Origin of the sequence: Dermabacter vaginalis (genome assembly GCF_001678905.1) — a bacterium.
GTDB lineage: Bacteria > Actinomycetota > Actinomycetes > Actinomycetales > Dermabacteraceae > Dermabacter > Dermabacter vaginalis.
Map to the genome: position 1 here is coordinate 744,667 of NZ_CP012117.1, position 20,480 is coordinate 765,146.

Sequence of the window (20,480 nt, forward strand, 5' to 3'; positions counted from 1 at the left end):
CGTCAACGCGCGAGGGCGCCAGACCACAGAAAATGAGCCCACGCGGAATGGCGGGCGCCCAGGGATAGTGGAAGAGGTAGGGCGGGCAAGGAGGGAACTCATTAAATGGCCACCACCCGGCGTCGATAAATAAGGGCGATGAAGAACGGCGCGCCCACGAACGCGAGGATGATGCCTACTTGCAACTCGCCCGGACGAGCGATCAGACGGCCCACCACGTCTGCGAACAGCATCATCACCGCACCCGTCAGGGCAGAGTAAGGGAGGATCCAGCGGTAATCAGGGCCCGTGATGGCGCGCACGAGGTGCGGGACCACCAGGCCGATGAAGGTGATGGGGCCGGCGGCAGCTGTCGCGGCACCGGCCAGCAGTGCGATCAGAGCCATGCCAATCAGGCGGGCGCGCTGGGTGTTGATGCCCAGTCCGGAGGCGATGTCATCGCCCAGATTCAGGAGGTTTAGCTGCGGTGCCGTGATGAACGCCAGCAGGAGGCCCACCAGGATAAACGGCAGCACGCCGTAGAACACGGTGAGATCCCGGCCCGCGATGGAGCCGACGGTCCAGAAGCGCATGCGATCCAGATTGGCATCGTCAGTGAGGATAAAACCGCTGATGATGGCGCTGAGGACCGCGGACAAAGCCGCGCCGCCGAGGACCAGCGTCATTGGATTGGCCTGTCCTCCTCCTATGGACGCCAAACTAAACACCAACGCAGTAGCAGCGATGGCCCCACCGAACGCCCACATGCTGGTAGCCCACACGGGCGTCACACCCAGCAAGGAGAAGCTGGCAACCACGGCCAGGGACGCACCGTAGTTGATGCCGAGAATGCCCGTGTCCGCGAGAGGGTTGCGCGTGTGCCCTTGGATCAATGCACCGGAGGCGCCAAGGGCAGCACCGGCGACTAGGCCCAACAGGGTGCGGGGAATGCGGAGCTCGACGATCACGCGCTGATCCACATTCAGCCCCTCCGCGTGGCCGAACGCCGTGCCGAGATCGCGGAACACGGCGGACACTTCTCCAAAAGGGATCTGCCGTGATCCAAACACGATGCTGGCAACGATGCTGGCGAGCAATAGGAGGAAAAGGACGCCGAGGCCGACGAGGCGACGCGGGATTTTACCTGATGGAGCGCTGGCAGAAGCGTCCGCAGTAGCGTCCGCGCGAGACCCCAGGTGTGATTGAGAAGGGGATTGCGCATGCGGGGTAGAGATAGCCATGCATCCCTCCTTGACGCGTGAAAGTCCATGATCTTAACGTGAGCAAGCTTATATGAACAAGGTAAGCCTAATCAAAGTCCTACAAGGAGGGATTGTGGAGCTGTGCAGGTGAGTGTGTGAGTCATGGATATGGCTGGCGGGATCGGCTCTGAGTGGCGCCGACCCTACACCTCAGCTCCAAGCTTGTGAGCAGGGATTTGGACATGTTTTAGCTGGTTGCTAGGCTGGTCATGTGATGTCTAGAGACTTTTTGGACACGGAGTCCAGGATGTTTTTGGACGGGATGTCTAGTGGCTTTTTGGACGTTTGTGGCGGTGGAATAGCCGGATGGCTATTCCATTGCATAAGCGTAGAAAGGTCGCAGATTTCGATCCCGTTCGTGACGGTAAGACGGTCACACAGTTTTGCAAAGAATTAGGAATCTCGCGGCAGACGTACCACAACATCAAAAGCCGGATAGCGCAGAAGTGTCGCGCAGGTATTGTGCCTGATTCGACTGCCCCGAAGAATCCGATTAAGAAATTTGACGAGGCCGATAAAATCGCAGTCGTCCACGCCAGGCAGGAGTTGATGGAGCAAGGCTTGGATTATGGGCCTTGGTCGATCTACTACTTCTTGTTTGACACTTCAGGCCCAGATTCCACGCCGTCGCGTTCTACAATCGCCTCGTGGCTTCATGAGCTGGGATTTGTTGATGCCAATGCCCGCAAACGGCCACGCAGCTCCTATAAGCGCTTCGCCCGTGATCTCGTCGGTGAACTCTGGCAAATCGATGGACTGGTCTACCGCCTCTTTGACCATGCCCACACACATGTCACGATTTACCAGATTATCGATGATGCCAGCAGATTCGATGTCGGAACCACAGCGTTCGCTCTGCCAGAAAACGGTACTGATGCGCGCGCCGTACTGGCCGCAGCGTTCGCCGACTACGGCAAACCTCAAGAAATCCTTTCCGACAATGGCGATGCGTTCGCCACCTATCACCGTGGTTTTCTCTCTGCTACTGAAACTTGGCTCGCTAGCCAAGGTGTACTTGCTATTGCTGGTTTCGCCCCGACAACCCAGGGAAAAGACGAACGCTCTCACCGCACGTTGACCCAGTTCCTCGATGCACGCCACCCAGTCAGCCTTGCTGAGGTCAACACATATCTGGCTGAATATCGCCAGGTCTACAACGAACGACGACGGCACCAATCACTGCTGGTCGGCAAAATGCACATCACACCACGCCAGGCCTTCGATACCTTCCCCAAGGCACCATCGCCTCAGCATCCACTCGTGGGGTTACCCGCAAATCGTGGACACGTAGTGGAGCTACCTAGTGGTTAGGCAGCTATTCCTTTTCTGCTAGTGATTAGACCAATTTGGTTCTCAAAGTCGACGGGGCTGACCATACCGAGTGCGGAATGTCGGCGTCGACGGTTGTAGACGACTTCAATCCAGTAGGCAACGGCCTTGCGTGCAGCATCACGGGTCGTCCAGCGCTTACGGTCGTAGAACTCGGTTTTAAGCGTCGACCAGAACGACTCAGCCATCGCGTTATCGAAGCACACACCAGTACGCCCCACGGACTGAGCAATGCTCAGGCTGCGGCAAACCTCCCAGAGCTGCTCGCTAGTGAATTGAGCTCCGCGGTCAGCGTGAAACACCAGCCCATCAGGAACGTCACCACGCAACGTGTGCGCCATCCGCAGGGCTCGCTCGACCAGGGAAGTATCTTGAACGCTATCCATAGCCCAGCCCAGCACCCGGCGGGAATGGCCATCGCGGACCGCGCACAAGTACAACCAGCCTTCACCGGTGCGCAAGTAGGTAATATCTGACATCCACACCCGGTTGAGCTCACCAGTATCAAACATGCGCTTGACCAGGTCAGGAAGCGTGGACTTACGCTTAGCTTGAATCGTTGTCACCGGGACAAAGGCCCGCGGTGAAATCCCCTCAATCCCCATCATGCACATCCGTTTAGCCACAGTCTTACGGTTAAGCGCAATGTGGTGGAGTTCAGGTTTAATGTCTAGCGTTAATGACGGCCCCCGTTATAGACTGGCTTCATGATCAGATCGTTCGGCGACAAGGCGACCGAACGGCTGTGGCGTCGTGAGCGCGTGCGGTCCATCGATCCGAGGATCCATCGCGTCGCACTGCGCAAGCTGCGTCAGGTGGGGTCCGCGGAGTCTCTCGAGGACCTCCGGGTCCCGCCCGGCAACCGACTCGAGGCCCTCAAGGGTGATCGGGCCGGGCAGTACAGCATCAGGATCAACGACCAGTGGCGTATCTGCTTTGTGTGGAGCGACGCCGGACCGGAGGAGGTGCAGATCGTTGACTACCACTGACAGGATCGAGCCGATCCACCCGGGTGAGGTCCTCATGGAGGACTTCATCGGGGGCTTCGGCATCACGCAGAACAAGCTCGCCGTCTCGATCGGGGTTCCGCCGCGGCGGATCAATGAGATTGTGCACGGCAAGCGGGGCATCACTGCCGACACCGCGCTGCGGCTCGCGAAGTACTTCGGCACGTCGGCGGAGTTCTGGATCAACCTGCAGAGCCACTACGAGCTGGATCGTGCGGAGGACCTCGCGGAGGAGCAGATCGCGGCGATCACGCCCTTGGAGCGGGCGTCGTGAAATCCAGCGATGAGTGCATCTTCTGCGACATCATAGCTGGTTCCAGCCCTGCGACCATCATTGCGGAGAGTTCGCAGGCACTCGCCTTCTTGACGTTGACTGATTCTGCGCTGTCGGCCGGGCATACGCTCGTCGTGCCGAAGCAACACTGCCTTGGGGTACTGGAGGCGACGTCCGAATCTCGCGCAGCGGTGGTTGAGCTGTGCAGCGTTATTGGTTCAGCGATGGTGAAGGCGAGGCTCGGTACGGGGGTTAATCTGCTGAGCGCCTGTGGTCCGGGGAGTGACCAGTCGGTCGCTCACTGGCACGTCCATGTGGTGCCGCGTTGTAACGGAGACGGCGTGGATACCTGGCCCGAGAAGAACTCTGCTGTCACGGCGATCGATCAAGCGGCGGCTGGTGCTCGTCTCAGTGCGACGCTAGCGGCTGCCGTCTGAGCTTCCACGGTCCGCATTGGAGACCCGGAGCGCTCGGAGGCCTTTGGCCGGCTGGGGGAGCGTGCCGGACGGCGGCTCGCCCACAGCTCCCGTGCCCGCACGCATCGAGAAGGGCCAGGTGGCCGAGTACGATCCCGATTCCACGGATGCAGACCGTGAACTCGAATGACGTGCCTGGTCCAAGGAGCGTCCGCTCGACGTGTGGTTGAGTCCCTATCAGACTTGCCGATCAAAGCCTCAGCGCTTCGCTTGCGCAGCCCGCAGGCCGTTCAAAATCACGATGACTTCGGCGACTTCGTGAACCAACACGACGGCGGCCAGGCCCAGCACGCCGCTGATCGCCAGCGGCATCAACACGATGATGATGGCCAGAGACAGCACGATGTTTTGGTTGATGATCCTGCTGCCTCGGCGGGCGTGCTGCAGCGCCTTCGGGATTAGCCGGAGGTCGTGGCCAGTGAAGGCGACGTCAGCGGACTCGATCGCGGCGTCAGAGCCGGTCGCTCCCATCGCGATGCCCACCGTAGCGCCCGCCAGTGCCGGCGCGTCGTTGATGCCGTCGCCGATCATCGCTGTCGGCGTCTTAGAGGAGAGCTCGGCGACGATGCTTGCCTTGTCCTCCGGGCGCAGCTCAGCGCGCACGTCGTCGATTCCGGCGATTTGAGCCAGCGCCCGGGCGGTGCGAGTGTTGTCGCCGGTGAGCATGCTTACTTCCACGTCGTTGGCGTGCAGGGCCTGCACGGCTTCGGGCACCTCGGGCCGCAACTCGTCGCGGACCCCGATCGCCCCGGCGAGAGCGTCATCGACGGTGACCAGGACGCAGGTCTGGCCCTCGGACTCCATGCGCTCAACGTCCGCTTTCAGTGGCCCGGCGTCGATCCATCGGGGGCTGCCCACAAGTATCCGTCGACCTTCGACGGTGCCGCCGATGCCATGCCCAGCTTCCTCGCTGATGTCCGAGGCGGTGGGCGCTTGGGGCCCCGCTGCCGCGATCGCCGCGGCGAGGGGGTGCGTCGATTGCTGCTCAACTGCCGCCGCGAAGGAAAGCACCTGCGTCCGATCGAATCCGTCTGCCGGGACCACTCCGGTAACCTCAGGCTGGTTGCGGGTAAGGGTTCCGGTTTTGTCCACTGCCAGGTGACGGATGCCGCCGAGTCTCTCGAACGCCGCGCCAGACTTGATGACCACTCCGAACTGGCTGGCTGCGCCGATCGCGGCCACGACTGTCAGCGGCACGGAGATTGCCAGCGCGCACGGCGATGCTGCGACCAGGACCACCAGTGCACGGGTGATCCACGTCTCGGGGTCGCCGAGCAGCGAGCCGATCACGCCGACCAGCACCGCCAGGATCATCACCCCGGGCACCAGGGGTCGGGCAATCCGGTCGGCGATCCGGGCGCGGTCGCCCTTTTCCGCCTGCGCCTGCTCGACCAGGCCGACGAGAGTGGTCAGTGAGTTGTCCGTTCCAGCTGCGGTCGTCTCGACCTCCAGAACGCCGGCGGAGTTGATTGCTCCCGCGGGTACCTCGTCGCCGGGCGCAACCTCCTCCGGAATGGATTCTCCGGTGATCGCTGAGGTGTCAAGGCTGGAGCGCCCAGACCGAATGATGCCGTCCGTGGCGATCCGCTCCCCGGGGCGTACGACCATGAGCTCGCCAACCTCAAGGTCCTTCGCAGCGACCTCGGCCGTCGTACCGTCGCGCAGCACGGTCGCGGTTTGCGGTACCAGCTTCAACAGTGCCCGCAGTCCGCCTTGGGCCCGGTCCATCGCCTTGTCTTCAAGCGCCTCGGCGATCGAGTACAGGAACGCCAGCGCCGCGGCCTCTCCGACGAAACCAAGGATCACCGCGCCGACCGCGCTGATCGTCATAAGCAAGCCAATGCCGAGCTTGCGCTTCGTGACAAGGTTCCGGATCGCTCCAGGTGCGAACGTGTACGCGCCCAACAGCAGACCAAGCCAATACAGTACCGTTGCGGGCGTCTCCAAGTCGGACCAGTCCAGCGCCAGGCCGATGCAGAGGGCTACGCCGGAGAAGATCGGCAGTAGCAACTCGGGGTCCTTCCACCAAGGCCGATCGAGATCTTCGATCTCCGTGGCGGGTTTGTGTTCGCATCCACACGCCGAGCTCATGCGTCCGCTCCTTTCTCGCCGCAGCCGGGCACCGAGCACTCAGGGGTGATGCACGGGGCGTTTTCGTCGATAGCCAACGTCGCGTTCACTAGCGCGTCGAGCGCTGCCGCGAGGTGTGGATCGGCGATTTCGTAGCGAGTCTTGCGGCCCTCCGGCTCGGCGACGACGATGCCACAATCGCGCAGGCAGCTCAGGTGATTCGAGACGTTCGAGCGGGTCAGGTCCAGGTCGCGCGAAAGCACGGCCGGGTAGCCCGGACCGTCGAGTAGGGTCATCAGGATTCGGGAGCGCGTCGGATCCGCCATGGCCCGGCCGAGCCGATTCATGACGTCGAGGCGTGAAGCAATAGTCAGCATGTACTGAACTATACAGTATCCACTGAGCTGACATTGAAGCGAAGAGTTTGCGACCTGCAGGAATTACTCGATGGGATAGCCGGTAACTGGGCCTTCGCGGTTCGGCTGCCAACCGAAAGCGGGGGCGACATGCGTGGCGAAGTTGTCCAAGATCTTCACGTTGACGTCCACGCCCATCCCGGTGGGGATGATGGTGAGCAGGGCGTCGGCGGACATGACGGCGGGATCGGCTTTGAGCTGCTCAATGAGCTTGTCGGGCTCAGGGGCGAAGGTGCGACCGAAGGTGGAGGCGCCGACGTCGGGAAGCATGCCCAGCTGATCGGAGCCGGAGGCCTGCATGCCGAACATCTGCATGTCCGCGCCGTCAGCGATGGGGAAGACGGAGCGCGAAACCGACGCGCGCGGCGTCCAAGCATGGCCCGCCGTCTTCCATGCGGCGCGGTAGCGACTGATCTGGTCTGCCTGGATTTCGCTCAGGGGCTCGGCGTTGGTCTCGGAGACCAGGGTGGACGACATCAGGTTGAGCCCGTCCTCGGCGGTTTGCTCGACAGAAGCGTGGGTGCCGGAGCTGTAGGAAATGTGCTAACGCAGCTCGGGCACCATGGGGACGGCCGGCAGGGCGGAGCCGGGCTGGAATATGTTGGGCTACTGCCGGTCCAGCGGTGCGGCGGTGGCGAATCCGTTGCCGTCCACTGCAGCCATGAACGCTTCGAAGTGGCCTCGCTGGCACAGATAGCGCATCGTGTGTCTGTTTCGACTCAGTCCGAGGAGTGCGCGGCGAGCAGGCCGATGAACTCGTCAGCGGCGTCAAGCTGCTTGGCAAGCTTCGCGCGGCGTTCCTTCGCGTCGGTGCGGAAATCGTTCAGCGCCCGCCGGGCGCTCTCGGCGGCAGCGCCGACGCCATCTGCGCCGTCGAGCGCCCGGAGTAGGTCGCCCATCTGATCGAGCGAGTATCCCAGTGGCTTCATGCGCCGGATCAGCAGGAGTCTGCCGAGATCGCCCTCAGTGTAGAGCCGGAACCCGCCCTCGGAGCGTCCGGAGGGCGTCAAGAGTCCGATCTCGTCGTAGTGGCGGATCGTGCGCTGCGACAGAGCTGTCCGCTCAGCCAGCTCTCCGATGTGCATCATTCCCGCTTCGGGCACGGGAGCCTCCTCATCTCATCGTCTCAGTTCGACACAACTCTCACGTTACGTTAGTGTTGACTCTCGTGTCCACATGAGACTGGACATGCCTCCGCCGTGGCGATCTATCGCCAGGCGAAGCCGCGCGTTGTCGCGCACCACCAGACATTCTCCGCTCCTGGCCTGAGAGCGCCGCCCTGAACAGATGGAGGTACCGCATGGCCTTGCCCACTGCGACCAAAGAAGACAAGGGTCGGTACCGGCCCGAACCGTCGGTGCTCACCGCACTGAAGACCCCGCGCATCCTCACTCGCGAGGTTCTCGCAGGCCTGGTCGTGGCGCTGGCGCTCATTCCCGAGGCGATCTCGTTCTCGATCATCGCGGGCGTCGATCCACGTGCGGGCTTGTTCTCCTCATTCGTGATGGCAGTGTCCATCGCGTTCCTCGGCGGCAGACCCGCCATGATCACCGCGGCGACGGGCGCTATCGCTCTCGTTATCGCCCCCGTCGCCCGCGACTACGGCTTGGACTACTTCATCGCGACGGTGCTTCTGGCTGGGGTCTTCCAGATCCTCCTCGCCGTCTTCGGAGTCGCCAGACTCATGCGATTCATCCCGCGCAGCGTCATGGTCGGCTTTGTCAACGCGCTGGCGATCCTCATCTTCATGGCACAGGTGCCCGAACTCATCGGCGTGCCCTGGATGGTCTACCCTCTCGTCGCGGTCGGGCTGCTGATCATGGTCCTCATACCGAAGATCACCAAGGTCATACCGGCCCCACTGGTCTCGATCGCTCTGGTGACCGCCGCCGCGGTCGTCTTCTCGATCAACGTACCCGCAGTCGGCGACAAGGGTGAGCTGCCGCGCAGCCTTCCCGAGCTGTTCATACCGAATGTGCCGCTGACATGGGAGACTTTCACGATCATCGCGCCGTTTGCCCTCGCGATGGCGCTGGTAGGCCTGATGGAATCGCTCATGACGGCGAAGCTCGTGGACGATGTGACCGACACCCACTCGAACAAGACCCGGGAGAGCTGGGGGCAGGGCGTCGCGAACCTGCTCTCCGGCCTGTTTGGCGGCATGGGTGGCTGCGCGATGATCGGGCAGACCATGATCAACGTGAAGGCGTCCGGGGCCCGGACCCGCATCTCGACGTTCCTCGCAGGTGTGTTCCTCTTGGCCCTCATCGTCGTCCTCGGCGACATCGTTGCGATCATCCCCATGGCGGCGCTGGTCGCGGTGATGATTATGGTCTCCGTAGGTACCTTCGACTGGCACTCCATCAAGCCCTCCACCCTGCGCCGGATGCCTAAGAGCGAGACGACCGTCATGGTCATCACCGTCGCCGTCGTCGTCGCCACCCACAACCTCGCCGTCGGTGTCGTCGTCGGCGTGTTCGTCGCCTCTGTGATGTTCGTGCGCCGCGTCTCCCACCTCATCGACGTCAGGCGTGAGATCACTGAACAGGATGGCGCTCGGATCGCGCATTACACAGTCGAGGGTCAGCTCCTGTTCGCCTCCAGCAACGACCTCACCACCATGTTCGAGTACGCCGACGACCCTGACCGAGTCATCATCGACCTCACGAGATCCCACATCTGGGATGCCTCCACCGTCGCGGCGCTCGACGCAATCGAGACCAAATACGAACAGCACGGCAAGACGGTCGAGCTCGTCGGGATGAACGAGTTCACGACTGGGTTCCACGCCCGACTCACGGGAGGACTCGGCAACGGTCACTGACAGGGCTCGGGTGGGCCAGTCGGTCACGTCGGGGGCAACCGCGGCGCAGCCGCGGGCGGCAGCCGCTATCCAACGTCACAACCATGAGATGCGCTAGCGCATGTCGATGACACCGTTGGCCACCTCGATGTGTTTGGTGGTGGCCGCGACAGCACCGAGCAGCGGCATCGGGGCGGAGGCCTGCGGCACGAAGTAGTGGACTCGGAAGGACGCGTCGTTCACGCCGATTTCGTTCGCAGCCTGGGCGATCCAGATGAGTCTTGGCGATCTTTTCCGCGGATGACCCGCGCTGGCCACCGAAGGCGTAATGCCCGAAGCTTAAGAATCGGAACGCTTCATTGGATAACGCTCCTTTTGGTGGTGTTAACGAGAGAGTGACTTTGTAACGAGATATCGTGGACTTCAAGTTCAACGTCTAGGTCCGTGGCAAGTCGGTAGCACGTTTTTCGATTCGATGCTTCGGGGCACTATCGGGGTTCCCGGTGGTCTTCTTAGATTGAGGGGTTCAGATTTCCTAACCTAAAGCTCGTTTGAGCGTGCTATCCACTGGTGTGCCTCCGATGCTGCTGCTCATAAGGGGCGGGCGCTCCATGAATACAAGGCGTAGGTCGCGCCTGAGGCATAGTCCGAGTTTCCGCACCCCTGGCCTCTGGGGTACGCGCTAGTCCCGCTCGGGGTAGCGCACGAGGAGATCGTTGCCGATGACTGCGCCGTCGTTGAGCGTTGCCTCGTTCACCGTCGCCCCGGCTGCCCCCAGGCCCATAATGTGGCCAACCTCGTCACCGCGGGCGATGAGGTGGTCGGCGATGATACGCCGGTGGCAGCGCCACCACACCGCCTCGGAGCACATGATCGCGGTGGGGGTTTCGGCGGCGTTCACCCGTAGCTGCGAGAGCGCGTCCGAGAACTCCCCGCCCAGCGCATGGTCGGCGTAATTGTGGAAACTGCGGTTACGCCAGTTGCCGTTAACCTCAAACGGCACCGAGTGGGACACGTTGCGCCGCCCGGTGAGGCCCTCACTTCTGCTGTAAGTGATGCCACATGTAGGAAGGTGTTCGGCAAGGGGGTCGCCGTTGAACCACGGGTACTTCCTGGACCCGGGCAGCTTGCGCACATCCACGATGGATGCCACACCGGCAGCCTTGATCATTTCAGCGAAGTCCTCGAACTCGAGGTTGGAGTGGCCCACGGTGAAAATGCGCATGTCGCCAATGCTACGCGTCAAGCGGTTACACCAACATTGGCGTCCAGGTATCGTGCATCGGCAGGTGGTCGGACCGGTAGAACGCGGAGGTAGCAGACAGGACGTTTGATGCATTCGCGCCCACCTTTCCGCCGTATAAATCCCATTTATGGCCGAGTATTCCGCACGGACCGTTCGGTTAAGTTTCAACGGATCGCTTTGGTGACATCGGAAGCCTGAGTTAATCGTATGTGGGGCGAATCCCATGTATGTCTTGTTTAAGGATGCTGCTGCACGAGGAGCGGGGCTGAGGCTACCTGGTGTGCACTCTATCTTTGCCGCACATAGCGGGGTGTGGTGGTTTTTAGCTGCTATTCACGAATGAGAAGGTGTTTTTGCAACGATACGTCGTCGAATTTAGGTTCAATGTGTAGTTTCGGTTTGCTGAGCCGTCGAGCGATGGTGCTTTCACCATCTGGGTGAGAGACGAAAATGCCTGATGTCTCCAGTCTCGGCCGAGGTAGGCTGGCGGAGTGGATGTGACTCTCCGGCCGGTGAGTGCCGATGTTCTCGACTTCTTGTGGACCTGGCAGCACGCGACGCCGGATGCCGAGTGGAAGCTGTGGGATGGACCCTACTTCGAGGCCCCTGTGAACCCCAGCCGTGAGGAGTTTGATCAGCGGCAGCGTGCAGGATTAGGCAGTCATGATCGTCGGATCATCGAGGTCGATGGGGAGCCGGTTGGTTTCGTTTCGCGTTTTGAGGAGGAGCCCGCAGGCGGCGGCTGGTGGGAGCTTGGCATTGTGGTCTTCGACCCACGTTGGTGGGGGAGAGGGATCGGCCGAGCAGCGCTTACCCAGTGGCTCAACCTGATCTTTGACGAGACTGCCGCTCACGTCGTCACCCTTCAGACGTGGTCAGGCAACGAGAGGATGATCGCCTCAGCAAGACGGTGCGGCTTCGTGGAGTGTGGCCGGATTCCCGAGGCGCGATTGTGGAACGGCCGACGCTGGGACAGCGTGAAGATGTGCGCATTGCGTCCTCGTCCGTCACTCTGGGAGTGCCGCAGAGACGCTCAGCTCCCGGATGACGTCGCACGGCTTCTGGCGACAGTCCCGGAGTGGTTCGGCCTGGAAGAGGCGAATCAGGAGTACATCGACGCAGCCCGACACATGGAGACGTGGTCTGTGCGCGACGAACACGGAAAGGTCATCGGCGTGACCTTGGTCGACCGCGACTTCCCAATATCCGCCGACATTCACTTCATGGTCGTGGATCGAGCCTGGCATGGTCGGGGCGTTGGATCAGCCATGCTCAGGGCCGTGGCGTCTGCCTCCCGTGCCGATGGTGTCCGGCTGCTCCAAGTGAAGACCTTGGGGCCGTCGCATTCCGACGCTGGATACGCCCGCACCCGCCACTTCTACGAGAAGTGCGGTTTCCTGCCGCTGGAGGAGACTGATCTGTGGGGTGAGGACAATCCCTGCTTGTTCATGGTCATGCCCTTGTAAGGATCGCTGAGCTTCACGACCTGGGCTGCGGTGATCCGTCATGCTCTTCGGTGCCGTAACTAGGCGGCGTTCCGTACCCGATTTCAGTCTGCGTAGCGCCCTCAGCGCAGTACGTCCCGATTTCGCTTCCCCATCGCAGTGAATGAGAAGAAACCGAGTCGTTCGTAGTAGCCGATGAGATCCTCATCGCACGCAAGATCAATCGAGTACATGCCCTCAAGTTGGGCGACGAGTCGATTCACCAGTTCCGTTCCGACGCCCTGCCCCTGATAGTCAGGATGAACTTCCAGCCAAGGGATGAACGCAGTGAGCACACCATCGCTGATCGCGTTGATGTAGCCAACGACACGTTCCCCTTCGAGCGCCCACACCCGCCGATACGAGGAGTCCATGACCTCGATAAGCTTCTCCGCGCTTGGCGGCACCGGCCAGCCGACGAAGAACCCCGACACCTGGTTCGGGGCAACTGAGCCGACACCAGTCCGATAAGTGATCATGAGGTCACCCTAGCGATCGCTAGTTACCCCAGCCAGTGAATATGAGCGACCGAGAAATTCAGACTCCTGCTGCCTGTGGCCAGATTTGTCACGCGAAGCGGAATTCGTCCGCGTTCCGTAGCCGAATAGCGTCTCGACCGATGCCTAGCTGCACCGCTCATCACGGGTTGCATGTAGGCTCTAAGCGTGAACTCACCTGGGGACGAGTACCATCCGACCGCCGACCAACCTCAGCCCTCGCTCGGTTGGCGAGACGATCCGATCACAACAGCCGACCAGGACACTCTCCAGCGTGCACCGGTAGCCCAACGCATAGCGCGACTGATCGACGAGAACCACTCCCCGGAATCCAGCGTTGTCTATGGACTTGAGGGCCCTTGGGGTTGCGGTAAGTCCTCAGTAATCGCCTTGATCACCACCTCCCTCACGAAATCCGAAGAACACCGATGGCATGTCGTCCCGTTTACGCCTTGGGCGACATCCGGAACAGAGGGATTGCTTTCCGAGTTCTTTTCCTCTCTTGCAACCGTTGCGCCAAAATCGAGTAACAGTAAGAACCTGCGTGACCTGATCAGTACCTACGCCGACATTGCGCGGCCTTTTGCAGCCTTGATCCCGGTCGCGGGATCGGCAGTTGCCGAGGCGACGCGAAGTCTCGAGACCCGCTTATCGAAACCGTGGAATGTAGCCTTCGACGAGATCGCGAGCGAACTGCGGACCCTCGGAACACCAGTACTGGTCGTCGTCGATGATATTGACCGTCTCCAGCCCGGTGAATTATTCGACCTTCTCAAAGTGGTGCGCCTGCTTGGCCGCTTCCCCGGTGTCGACTTCCTCTTGGCCTACGATGAACAAACCCTCATCGAGACCTTGCAGAATCCAGACCAGTCCAACGCATCGAAGGCTAGGGCTCGGGCGTTCATGGAGAAGATAGTTCAGTATCCACTGAGTATCCCGCCCCTTCTCACGAGCCAGATCGTGAAAATGCTGGACGCCGGGCTGACGGAGATTTTGACCCAGGAACGTGTCGAGACAAGCTTCGACAGGAACCGGTTCGGTGACATCATCCTGTCAACCATGCCCTCCCAACTCAATACGCCGCGCGCCATTGAGCGATTCCTGGCGCAAGTTCGCGAGCAGTTCAGGAGCCACGATCTCAGTGAGATCAATGATGTGGACCTCATCTTGACCGTCTTCCTCAAGACTCAGTTTCCCGACGTCTTCGCCCGACTGCAGTCGTGGAAGAGTGAACTAACCCGTTCGTCTCCTTCGATAGCGAGCTTCGGCAGACGTGAGGTAGAACAGCCGGATTGGGATCAACTCTTTGAAGTCCTCGATCGCGACACGGATCGTCGAGATGCTCGCGAGGTTCTAGCTGTTCTCTTTCCTGCAACTCGCGCCCCAAGCCCTTCCCGCGCTGCGCCCAGACGGTTCGCGCATCCCGACTACTTCGATCGGTACCTTGCGCAAGCTATCCCTGAACACGACGTACCCGACGCCATCGTCAGCCGAGCTATTGAGGAGGCGGCCGTCGGCCTCGGCGCCAATCTATGTTCGCTGCTCTCGGCCGACGACGAATCACGGGTGACCTTGACGCTGAGCAAGATCCGCTCGCTATACCCAGATATCAGAGAGCTGCCGTACCACGAAGGTCCCTCCGGTCCAGTCACGCTGGAGTTGTTAACCGTCGGCATGACCCTTGTCAATGATGCCGAAGACAGGCTGAGTTCTTTGACTTCCAACTTAGTCCACTTAACACACTGGGCTGCGACGCTGATCCGTCGTCTTGTCGACGCAAATCCTAAGAGTGATATTGATCGCGCGCTGATGGCATGCTCCGATATTCACCGTCGCACCCAGGTAATTACGACTGCGAACCGCGACATAGAAGCGCTCAATGATGAAACTGCGCAGACTCTGCGCGAAGCGCTGAATCGAGAGGCCGATAGATTGTCATCGATTTTGCTGAATGATCTCCGCCAGGGTGACGAATCGAAGGCACAAGCAGGCAACAGTTTCCTCTATGACGTCATCGCCGAGTCGCCGACCCTGGAACGCTTTCGGGCCGACATTGCGAATGGCCTAAAATCTGACGATTTCTCTCTCGAAGACATTGCGGCGAGGCTCGTCAATTTCTCTTACATAATCGGAGGCTCCGGGCGACCCTCATATGCGTCATTCTCCGGGGCCCTCTTCACGAGGATCACCGGGGTAGAAGCACGGTCGGTTGAGAGAAAGGATGTGAGCGACTGTCCCGACACTGGCTGGCTATACCGTCGACAGTTCACCAAGCCGCTAATCTCACCGAGAGAGGCGGACGCCAAAGAAGCCAGCGGAAGCGACTCGTGACAAGCGACGTTGTCTGGTCCCATGGCTTTCCAATCCGAGTGCGAGGGGAAAGATTAGACGGCAAAACGAAAACTGACCGCGTTCCGTAGCCGAATAACCTTTCGAGCCGCACCGTCAGTCAGCAGAGATGTGACACCGCAGCAGCTTGCTGAGAGGCGGCAGATGAGTCTCGACGAGATCGCGAGCCACGTCGCCGTCGAAGTACTGGTGCACCAGGATGTTGCGAGAACCCCAGGTCTGCGGCCACGTGATCTCAGGGTGCGTGCCGGTGATCTCATCGGGAAGATGGTTCACGGCTTCGCCTGACTGCGACTCACAGCGGCACCGCCTCGGTGAGCGCCTAAGCGGTGACCGGACGCCTGAGCAACTGGGCAGGAAACACGTCGATGTCATCGCGCCCGAACAGCGCGCGACTCTCCTCGAGCAGACCGAACGCACGCATCAGAAGATTCCCCTCCGCGGGGTCCATCCCGACGGCAAGCGTCTCGGGTGTCATGACGGTCTCAGCCATGCGTCCCGGGTAACGGGACCGGCAGCACGTCGACATGGAGCTTAGACATTGAAGCAGAACTCCACCGCGTCCCTAAGGGTTGCCGACATTCTCCCGTCTCGCCGCCGCAGTAGGCAGCACTGACGCACTACCGCCACTTACAGCCGGTCCTCTCGCCCGCCCGCCATGACGCACTCAACGAACGAGCGATAAGGCATGCTCACACGCGCCTCGCACCAAAAGGCCGGACCGCAGAGTCACGGAGGTTCCGAAGTAGTGGCTATCGCAGAGCGTCTAAGGGTTGGGGGAGGGAACCAGCCTTTCGGCGGCGGTACGGACCGTGGCCCTCAGTTACGGGTGCTCCCGCACGATCTCTCGCTGCCGCCCCGCCGGCAATCCGAGCTCGTGCAAGACGTTGAGGATCACGACCGCGGTCGTCACCTCGACGACGGCGATCAGCTCCCCGATGGAATGGTTGGGCGTTCTGCCCTCGTGCACGAGGTCATTGCGGGCGTGCGTCGTCCTCTTCGCCCAATGATCGACATCCGGTAAGAGCTCTGCGATCGCTTCCTGATCGGGTCGCGCGGCGAGGGCGTGGAGCCGATCACGGAGGTTCGGGTCGTTGCGGATGGCCCCCTTGAACCTGCCTCGGTGCTCATGGGGAACCTGCGCCAGCATCGCCTTTCGCCTCGCCCTGCACTCCGCGTTGGGGAACGGCTTCTCGTCGGTGCGGAGGTTACGGTGCAACACCTCGGCAGCACAGACTGCCGTCAGAAGATTGTTCTCGACGAATCGCACCGGTGCGTAACGCAAGCCCAAGATTACGTTTGTAGCTGCCTGCAAGCGGCCATGGGCCTCGCACCATAGGGGCATGACCTCCTCAAACGGGATCGATCCGCAGGTGAAGAACATTCGGTGGTGATCGACGACCTTCGCATCATGCTTGCCCAGTGCGGCGGGCGAATAGAGTACATCGGCACGTCGGCGCGGCAAGGTCTGACCGTCAAGCAGCTGCGACTCGGAACCAGCCACTTCCAATCGGAGCCAGATCACTCCCGCTGCGCGATGCGTCGCCAGGGAGATCAGGTCCTGCACCAGGCTCGCCGCCGACTGAGCACCATTCAGCGAGAATGGTTCGGCGGGCGCGATACGGATGGACACGGTGTCACTCATACGCCCGACAGAGCCGCCCTTGCGCTGGTCGAAGTGCGGAAGCGTATGGGTGTGCTGAAGGCGATACTCGGTGCCGTCGACCACAACCGATTGCGCCTCGACCGGCTTCACCGAGATACCCCCGGTCCCGTCGATCTTGCCGTCGGGAGCCCCGAGAAATTCTTCGAACACAGAAGACGCTGCCCAGAGACTCAGATCCTCGACTGAGACTTCCGCCCCAGCGAACTCCGGATCCGCGTCACCGCTGGCATGCTCGCCGATGATGGCGACCGTCGCGGTCACGGTCTGCTTGTCAGGGCTCGCCACTCGCGCACCGATGGTCCTTCTGGTGCTCCTTGGAGCACAGCCGAGCAGAGTGATCTCCCTGCGCTCGGCCGTACCGTGTATGACTTCCCAGGTGCGGGTTCCTTCGTGAACAGCGGCCCATCCAGACGAGCCCGTCGTCAAGATCCGATCCTCTAAGGTACCGATCAGCGACAGAGAGAGACCATCTTCCGGGTCGTACCGGAGAACACCCGGGATCTTCTCGCTAGGGGCGTCAGGCAGCCACCACACGCCAGCCCACTCGCCGGCATTGTCGAGGTTCGGAGGATCATTAGGCATCGTGTTCCCGGTCCGGGCTCCCTCCTGTCTTACGGTCAGATTCCAGGTGGAAATTCTTATTTCTACCACATGCCCCTACGTAGGACTATCTATAGCGAAATCACGGTCAGCCGAGATCGGATGCAGCGAAGCTGCGCCTGGCATCCGACTCGTCGATCGCCGCGACGAATTCCTCCTCGGTGACCGAGTCCAGTAAGTCGAGGGGTGATCGGTCCGAGCCCTCCACGTCCTGCTGCAAGTCCGGACGCGGCGTCTGCCACCAGTCCAGGAGCGCCCTGGCGACGTCGGTCGGATCCGAGCCTCCGCAGGACCGGGCGAGCGCCTGGTTGATCTCGGCAAGCGCCTCGATGATCTTCCCGTCGCGGAACTGGAAGGCCGGGTAGAACTTCGTCCCTCCAAGCTCGACCTCGATCACGACGTCGTGCTTGAGGTAGGTACGCAGCAGGCTGCGCTGGGCGGCCTTCTTCGCCCGCGCTGCCTGCACCGGGGTACGAGTCCGCTCCTCGTCGATAACTTCCGCCCCCGTCAGCGACGCACGGGTCTCGGCGGCGGTCATGCACTCGGTTCGGTCGAGCAGGCTCGCGGCAGCCATCGGCGAACGGTCCAGCGCGAAGGCAAGGTCCCAGATCGGACTGCTACGCCAGCCGTCCGGGAATCCGAGCTGCTCCATGCCAAAGCCGACGGTGCGGGACTTGTCTTCGATGAAGTCGGCCAGGGCCACGACGTCGCCCCGCTCCGGCGCGATGGTCAGCAGGAGGTGGCGCAAGACTAGCAGTACGCCGTAGAGCCTGTTGTTCGTTCCGTCGTCCGCGAGCGGCGCGAGCAGGTCGTCGGCGTCCTTCCGAGCCTGCCCCGGCGCGTCGATGGTCACGTCGAATGCGCGGTTCCACAGCCGGCCGTGGTGGGCGCAGATGTTCCGTACGTTCCTGAGGTTGTTCAGCCAGTTGCTCAGGGCGCCGCGGTCTCCGCGGTCGTCGGCGGTGTGGACCTGGAACCGTGCGGCAAGGATCTCCTGGTCGGCCTGCAACATCAGGTCGTAAAGGCTACTCAGCACGCCGAAAGACATCACTTCTGTCGCGACCCAGATGGGCAGGTGGGGTCCGTACTGTTGACGGAAGTGCGCGACGAAGTCGCCCCGGGCGCGCTGCTCGTGTCGCTCGTACTCCTTGAGCCACTCGCGGTAGGCGGCAGTCGGCTCGGGCGGCGCGCTGGAATCTTCCTGCCTCGTCGCGCCGAGCGTCCAGGGATGCCGGTGGGCAAACGCGTCGAGCCTGCCGAGCCGGTGGCCGATGAAGAACCGGAAGGCGGTCTCGACGGTGCTGAGAACGTCGCCGAGGCGCATGCGGAGCTCATGATCGAACTCGTAGAGGGAGACCACGTGCGCGAGGCAGGTCCCGGCCACAAAGGTGTCCAGGCGGATCTCCCGGCCTTCGTCGTCGAACCGGGGCGCGGGTGGTGCGGGCCGGTCGCGGTAGAGGTGCCAGTAGCCCGACAACCGGTAATAGCCGTAGCGCTGCAGGATCTCGGCCGCGTAGGCGTCGTCGCCGCAATCCATGCCCCGACCGCGTAACCGCCGGATCTGTTCGGGGACCGTGAGGAACGGCTTGGCGTAGGTGCTGTCCGGCGTCGTCACGTGCGCATCGTCCTGATCTCCCCGGCACCCGGGGTAGAAAGAGAACAGACCCGCGTCTCATCTAGAGAAGCGAGCCTGCCGTGTTACCTCGAGGATACGGGTTCCACCTGCGCAGGTCAAACACTGCGCGCTCGTGCTGTCTCTTCGCTGACCAGATGCTAGAGCAAAAATCTCCGCTCCACCACGTTCCGGCACGGAGAACCATCTTCGGTCGAGTCGCGTCGACAGTCGCTCATCCCCTGCCCCCAACCAGGTCCCGGAGCAGCTCGAGATCGTGATGGTCCTCAGGTCGGAGCTCGTATCCCAACCTCAGCTCCATGAGCCTCGCCGCAGACGCGACGACCACGGGACGACCTCGAATCTCATCCCCTCGGCACGATCGCGCGCACAATGGGCGAATGTCTCGTCCCCGAAGCCTCTCTGGACACCGTCACCGGCTGCATCCACCTCCATCGGGTGGATGTCCACGGCCCGATCGTCCGATCGCAGTTCCACACGGATCGGCCGCCAGTCCTCGACGACCTCATACCCGCGATCGGACAGCCACTCGATGAGGGGATCCACCTCCGTCGCGTCAACGAAGACATCCAGGTCGCCGTGCGTTCTGGACTGGGCTCCAAGAAGGGCATCAACAGCCCAGCCCCCCGTTCACCTGATAGACGGCAGAGCGCTCGTCGAGCCAGTCGATGACACGGACGACCTCGTCGGCGTCCATTCCCCCCGAACTTCACGCGGCTTGCAGGGGCGTGATCGCCGCGATCTGCTCCTCCGCGAGGTCCTCCGCACGATCCAGCTCGTAGTGGCTCTGCAGGTTGATCCAGAACTCCGCCGACGTGCCGAAGTACTTCGCGAGCCGCAGCGCGGTGTCGGCAGTGATGCCCCGCTTGCCGTGCACAATCTCATTGATCCGCCGCGGCGGAACCCCGATCGAGACGGCGAGCTTGTTCTGCGTGATGCCGAAGCCCCCGATGAAGTCCTCCATGAGGACCTCACCCGGGTGGATCGGCTCGATCCTGTCAGTGGTAGTCAACGATCTGCACCTCCTCCGGTCCGGCGTCGCTCCACACAAAGCAGATACGCCACTGGTCGTTGATCCTGATGCTGTACTGCCCGGCCCGATCACCCTTGAGGGCCTCGAGCCGGTTGCCGGGCGGGACCCGGAGGTCCTCGAGAGACTCCGCGGACCCCACCTGACGCAGCTTGCGCAGTGCGACGCGATGGATCCTCGGATCGATGGACCGCACGCGCTCACGACGCCACAGCCGTTCGGTCGCCTTGTCGCCGAACGATCTGATCATGAAGCCAGTCTATAACGGAGGCCGTCATTAACGCTAGACGTTAAACCGGAACTCCACGGAGTGTCGTCGATAAATAACCGCTCGATGCGTAAATGCGGTATCCGATGTG

At 61.7% G+C, this 20,480-nt stretch carries 23 protein-coding genes; 7 read left to right on the plus strand and 16 right to left on the minus strand.

Translation table 11 applies throughout. The features are described 5' to 3' along the window. Positions 1-101 precede the first annotated feature (101 nt). Positions 102-1,220, minus strand: coding sequence for a FecCD family ABC transporter permease (locus tag DAD186_RS03100; RefSeq protein WP_019176088.1), 1,119 nt, complete (start codon positions 1,218-1,220; stop codon positions 102-104). A gap of 327 nt (positions 1,221-1,547) precedes the next feature. On the opposite strand from DAD186_RS03100, the gene DAD186_RS10580 reads away from it, so the two are divergent. After that, a complete protein-coding gene (locus DAD186_RS10580; protein ID WP_208854274.1) occupies positions 1,548-2,552 on the plus strand; it encodes an integrase core domain-containing protein in 1,005 nt (334 codons plus the stop codon). On the opposite strand, the gene DAD186_RS03110 is transcribed toward DAD186_RS10580, so the two are convergent. After that, positions 2,549-3,238: an IS3 family transposase gene (locus DAD186_RS03110; RefSeq protein WP_257737092.1), complete on the minus strand. Its 690-nt coding sequence runs from the start codon at positions 3,236-3,238 to the stop codon at positions 2,549-2,551. The two genes, DAD186_RS10580 and DAD186_RS03110, sit on opposite strands and share 4 nt — an antisense overlap. Positions 3,239-3,277: 39 nt before the next feature. Here DAD186_RS03110 and DAD186_RS03115 point away from each other — a divergent pair, with 39 nt between their 5' ends. The 3 genes from DAD186_RS03115 to DAD186_RS03125 are packed head-to-tail and all read left to right on the plus strand — an operon-like array spanning position 3,278 to position 4,288. Then, entirely contained in the window at positions 3,278-3,559 is a 282-nt protein-coding gene (locus tag DAD186_RS03115) for a type II toxin-antitoxin system RelE/ParE family toxin (RefSeq protein ID WP_055089482.1), read from the plus strand. Beyond that, positions 3,546-3,851 (plus strand): HigA family addiction module antitoxin, encoded by a 306-nt coding sequence (locus DAD186_RS03120; protein ID WP_065247455.1) that lies wholly within the window; start codon positions 3,546-3,548, stop codon positions 3,849-3,851. The genes DAD186_RS03115 and DAD186_RS03120 overlap by 14 nt, the downstream gene beginning before the upstream one ends. Continuing rightward, positions 3,848-4,288, plus strand: a complete 441-nt coding sequence (locus DAD186_RS03125; RefSeq protein ID WP_065247456.1) for an HIT family protein — start codon at positions 3,848-3,850, stop codon at positions 4,286-4,288. The genes DAD186_RS03120 and DAD186_RS03125 overlap by 4 nt, the downstream gene beginning before the upstream one ends. Before the next feature lie 237 nt (positions 4,289-4,525). Here DAD186_RS03125 and DAD186_RS03130 read toward each other — a convergent pair whose 3' ends face one another. From DAD186_RS03130 to DAD186_RS03145, 4 genes are all read right to left on the minus strand, one after another. Then, positions 4,526-6,418, minus strand: coding sequence for a heavy metal translocating P-type ATPase (locus DAD186_RS03130; RefSeq protein ID WP_065247457.1), 1,893 nt, complete (start codon positions 6,416-6,418; stop codon positions 4,526-4,528). Beyond that, the gene (cmtR, locus tag DAD186_RS03135) at positions 6,415-6,774 is read right to left on the minus strand and encodes a Cd(II)/Pb(II)-sensing metalloregulatory transcriptional regulator CmtR (RefSeq protein WP_065247458.1); all 360 of its coding nucleotides are present in this window, start codon (positions 6,772-6,774) and stop codon (positions 6,415-6,417) included. The genes DAD186_RS03130 and cmtR overlap by 4 nt, the downstream gene beginning before the upstream one ends. Before the next feature lie 63 nt (positions 6,775-6,837). Beyond that, a complete protein-coding gene (locus DAD186_RS03140; protein WP_082991049.1) occupies positions 6,838-7,290 on the minus strand; it encodes a flavin-dependent oxidoreductase in 453 nt (150 codons plus the stop codon). A gap of 242 nt (positions 7,291-7,532) precedes the next feature. Further along, on the minus strand, positions 7,533-7,916 hold the full coding sequence (locus DAD186_RS03145) for a MerR family transcriptional regulator (RefSeq protein WP_065247459.1): 384 nt from the start codon (positions 7,914-7,916) through the stop codon (positions 7,533-7,535). A 197-nt stretch (positions 7,917-8,113) separates the two neighbouring features. Here DAD186_RS03145 and DAD186_RS03150 point away from each other — a divergent pair, with 197 nt between their 5' ends. After that, complete coding sequence (locus DAD186_RS03150) at positions 8,114-9,637, plus strand: SulP family inorganic anion transporter (RefSeq protein WP_065247460.1); 1,524 nt, start codon at positions 8,114-8,116, stop codon at positions 9,635-9,637. A gap of 93 nt (positions 9,638-9,730) precedes the next feature. Here DAD186_RS03150 and DAD186_RS11125 read toward each other — a convergent pair whose 3' ends face one another. Together DAD186_RS11125 and DAD186_RS03155 are read right to left on the minus strand one after the other, a co-directional pair. After that, the gene (locus DAD186_RS11125; RefSeq protein WP_034372423.1) at positions 9,731-9,859 is read right to left on the minus strand and encodes a hypothetical protein; all 129 of its coding nucleotides are present in this window, start codon (positions 9,857-9,859) and stop codon (positions 9,731-9,733) included. A 439-nt stretch (positions 9,860-10,298) separates the two neighbouring features. Next, positions 10,299-10,841: a DUF488 domain-containing protein gene (locus DAD186_RS03155; protein ID WP_034372426.1), complete on the minus strand. Its 543-nt coding sequence runs from the start codon at positions 10,839-10,841 to the stop codon at positions 10,299-10,301. 512 nt (positions 10,842-11,353) lie between these two features. Here DAD186_RS03155 and DAD186_RS11130 point away from each other — a divergent pair. After that, the gene (locus tag DAD186_RS11130) at positions 11,354-12,328 is read left to right on the plus strand and encodes a GNAT family N-acetyltransferase (RefSeq protein ID WP_082991050.1); all 975 of its coding nucleotides are present in this window, start codon (positions 11,354-11,356) and stop codon (positions 12,326-12,328) included. Positions 12,329-12,429: 101 nt separating this feature from the next. Here DAD186_RS11130 and DAD186_RS03165 read toward each other — a convergent pair whose 3' ends face one another. Then, positions 12,430-12,825, minus strand: a complete 396-nt coding sequence (locus tag DAD186_RS03165; RefSeq protein WP_065247461.1) for a GNAT family N-acetyltransferase — start codon at positions 12,823-12,825, stop codon at positions 12,430-12,432. Between the two features lie 186 nt (positions 12,826-13,011). On the opposite strand from DAD186_RS03165, the gene DAD186_RS03170 reads away from it, so the two are divergent. After that, on the plus strand, positions 13,012-15,174 hold the full coding sequence (locus tag DAD186_RS03170) for a KAP family NTPase (protein ID WP_065247462.1): 2,163 nt from the start codon (positions 13,012-13,014) through the stop codon (positions 15,172-15,174). Positions 15,175-15,288: 114 nt separating this feature from the next. On the opposite strand, the gene DAD186_RS11225 is transcribed toward DAD186_RS03170, so the two are convergent. The 7 genes from DAD186_RS11225 to DAD186_RS03205 form a co-directional block, all read right to left on the minus strand. Then, positions 15,289-15,567, minus strand: a complete 279-nt coding sequence (locus DAD186_RS11225; protein WP_082991051.1) for a HepT-like ribonuclease domain-containing protein — start codon at positions 15,565-15,567, stop codon at positions 15,289-15,291. Beyond that, the gene (locus tag DAD186_RS10955) at positions 15,515-15,685 is read right to left on the minus strand and encodes a hypothetical protein (RefSeq protein WP_164497577.1); all 171 of its coding nucleotides are present in this window, start codon (positions 15,683-15,685) and stop codon (positions 15,515-15,517) included. Before DAD186_RS10955 ends, DAD186_RS11225 begins: the two co-directional genes overlap by 53 nt. A gap of 330 nt (positions 15,686-16,015) precedes the next feature. Next, entirely contained in the window at positions 16,016-17,440 is a 1,425-nt protein-coding gene (locus DAD186_RS03185; protein ID WP_065247464.1) for an ApeA N-terminal domain 1-containing protein, read from the minus strand. A gap of 106 nt (positions 17,441-17,546) precedes the next feature. Next, positions 17,547-19,073, minus strand: a complete 1,527-nt coding sequence (locus DAD186_RS03190) for an Abi family protein (RefSeq protein ID WP_065247465.1) — start codon at positions 19,071-19,073, stop codon at positions 17,547-17,549. 309 nt (positions 19,074-19,382) lie between these two features. After that, a complete protein-coding gene (locus DAD186_RS11290; RefSeq protein ID WP_375545358.1) occupies positions 19,383-19,664 on the minus strand; it encodes a nucleotidyltransferase domain-containing protein in 282 nt (93 codons plus the stop codon). 136 nt (positions 19,665-19,800) lie between these two features. Continuing rightward, a complete protein-coding gene (locus DAD186_RS03200) occupies positions 19,801-20,103 on the minus strand; it encodes a HigA family addiction module antitoxin (RefSeq protein ID WP_065247466.1) in 303 nt (100 codons plus the stop codon). Next, positions 20,090-20,371 (minus strand): type II toxin-antitoxin system RelE/ParE family toxin, encoded by a 282-nt coding sequence (locus tag DAD186_RS03205; RefSeq protein WP_055089482.1) that lies wholly within the window; start codon positions 20,369-20,371, stop codon positions 20,090-20,092. The genes DAD186_RS03200 and DAD186_RS03205 overlap by 14 nt, the downstream gene beginning before the upstream one ends. Between the last annotated feature and the right edge of the window lie 109 nt (positions 20,372-20,480).

Coding starts and splice junctions, on each gene's coding strand:
- DAD186_RS03100 (WP_019176088.1), bottom strand. CDS start 1,220: ATGGCTATCTCTACCCCGCATGCGCAATCCCCTTCTCAATCACACCTG.
- DAD186_RS03130 (WP_065247457.1), bottom strand. CDS start 6,418: ATGAGCTCGGCGTGTGGATGCGAACACAAACCCGCCACGGAGATCGAA.
- DAD186_RS03205 (WP_055089482.1), bottom strand. CDS start 20,371: ATGATCAGATCGTTCGGCGACAAGGCGACCGAACGGCTGTGGCGTCGT.
- DAD186_RS10580 (WP_208854274.1), top strand. CDS start 1,548: ATGGCTATTCCATTGCATAAGCGTAGAAAGGTCGCAGATTTCGATCCC.
- DAD186_RS03155 (WP_034372426.1), bottom strand. CDS start 10,841: ATGCGCATTTTCACCGTGGGCCACTCCAACCTCGAGTTCGAGGACTTC.
- DAD186_RS03165 (WP_065247461.1), bottom strand. CDS start 12,825: ATGATCACTTATCGGACTGGTGTCGGCTCAGTTGCCCCGAACCAGGTG.
- DAD186_RS10955 (WP_164497577.1), bottom strand. CDS start 15,685: ATGGCTGAGACCGTCATGACACCCGAGACGCTTGCCGTCGGGATGGAC.
- DAD186_RS03115 (WP_055089482.1), top strand. CDS start 3,278: ATGATCAGATCGTTCGGCGACAAGGCGACCGAACGGCTGTGGCGTCGT.
- DAD186_RS11225 (WP_082991051.1), bottom strand. CDS start 15,567: ATGACATCGACGTGTTTCCTGCCCAGTTGCTCAGGCGTCCGGTCACCG.
- DAD186_RS03150 (WP_065247460.1), top strand. CDS start 8,114: ATGGCCTTGCCCACTGCGACCAAAGAAGACAAGGGTCGGTACCGGCCC.
- DAD186_RS03185 (WP_065247464.1), bottom strand. CDS start 17,440: ATGCCTAATGATCCTCCGAACCTCGACAATGCCGGCGAGTGGGCTGGC.
- cmtR (WP_065247458.1), bottom strand. CDS start 6,774: ATGCTGACTATTGCTTCACGCCTCGACGTCATGAATCGGCTCGGCCGG.
- DAD186_RS03140 (WP_082991049.1), bottom strand. CDS start 7,290: ATGTCGTCCACCCTGGTCTCCGAGACCAACGCCGAGCCCCTGAGCGAA.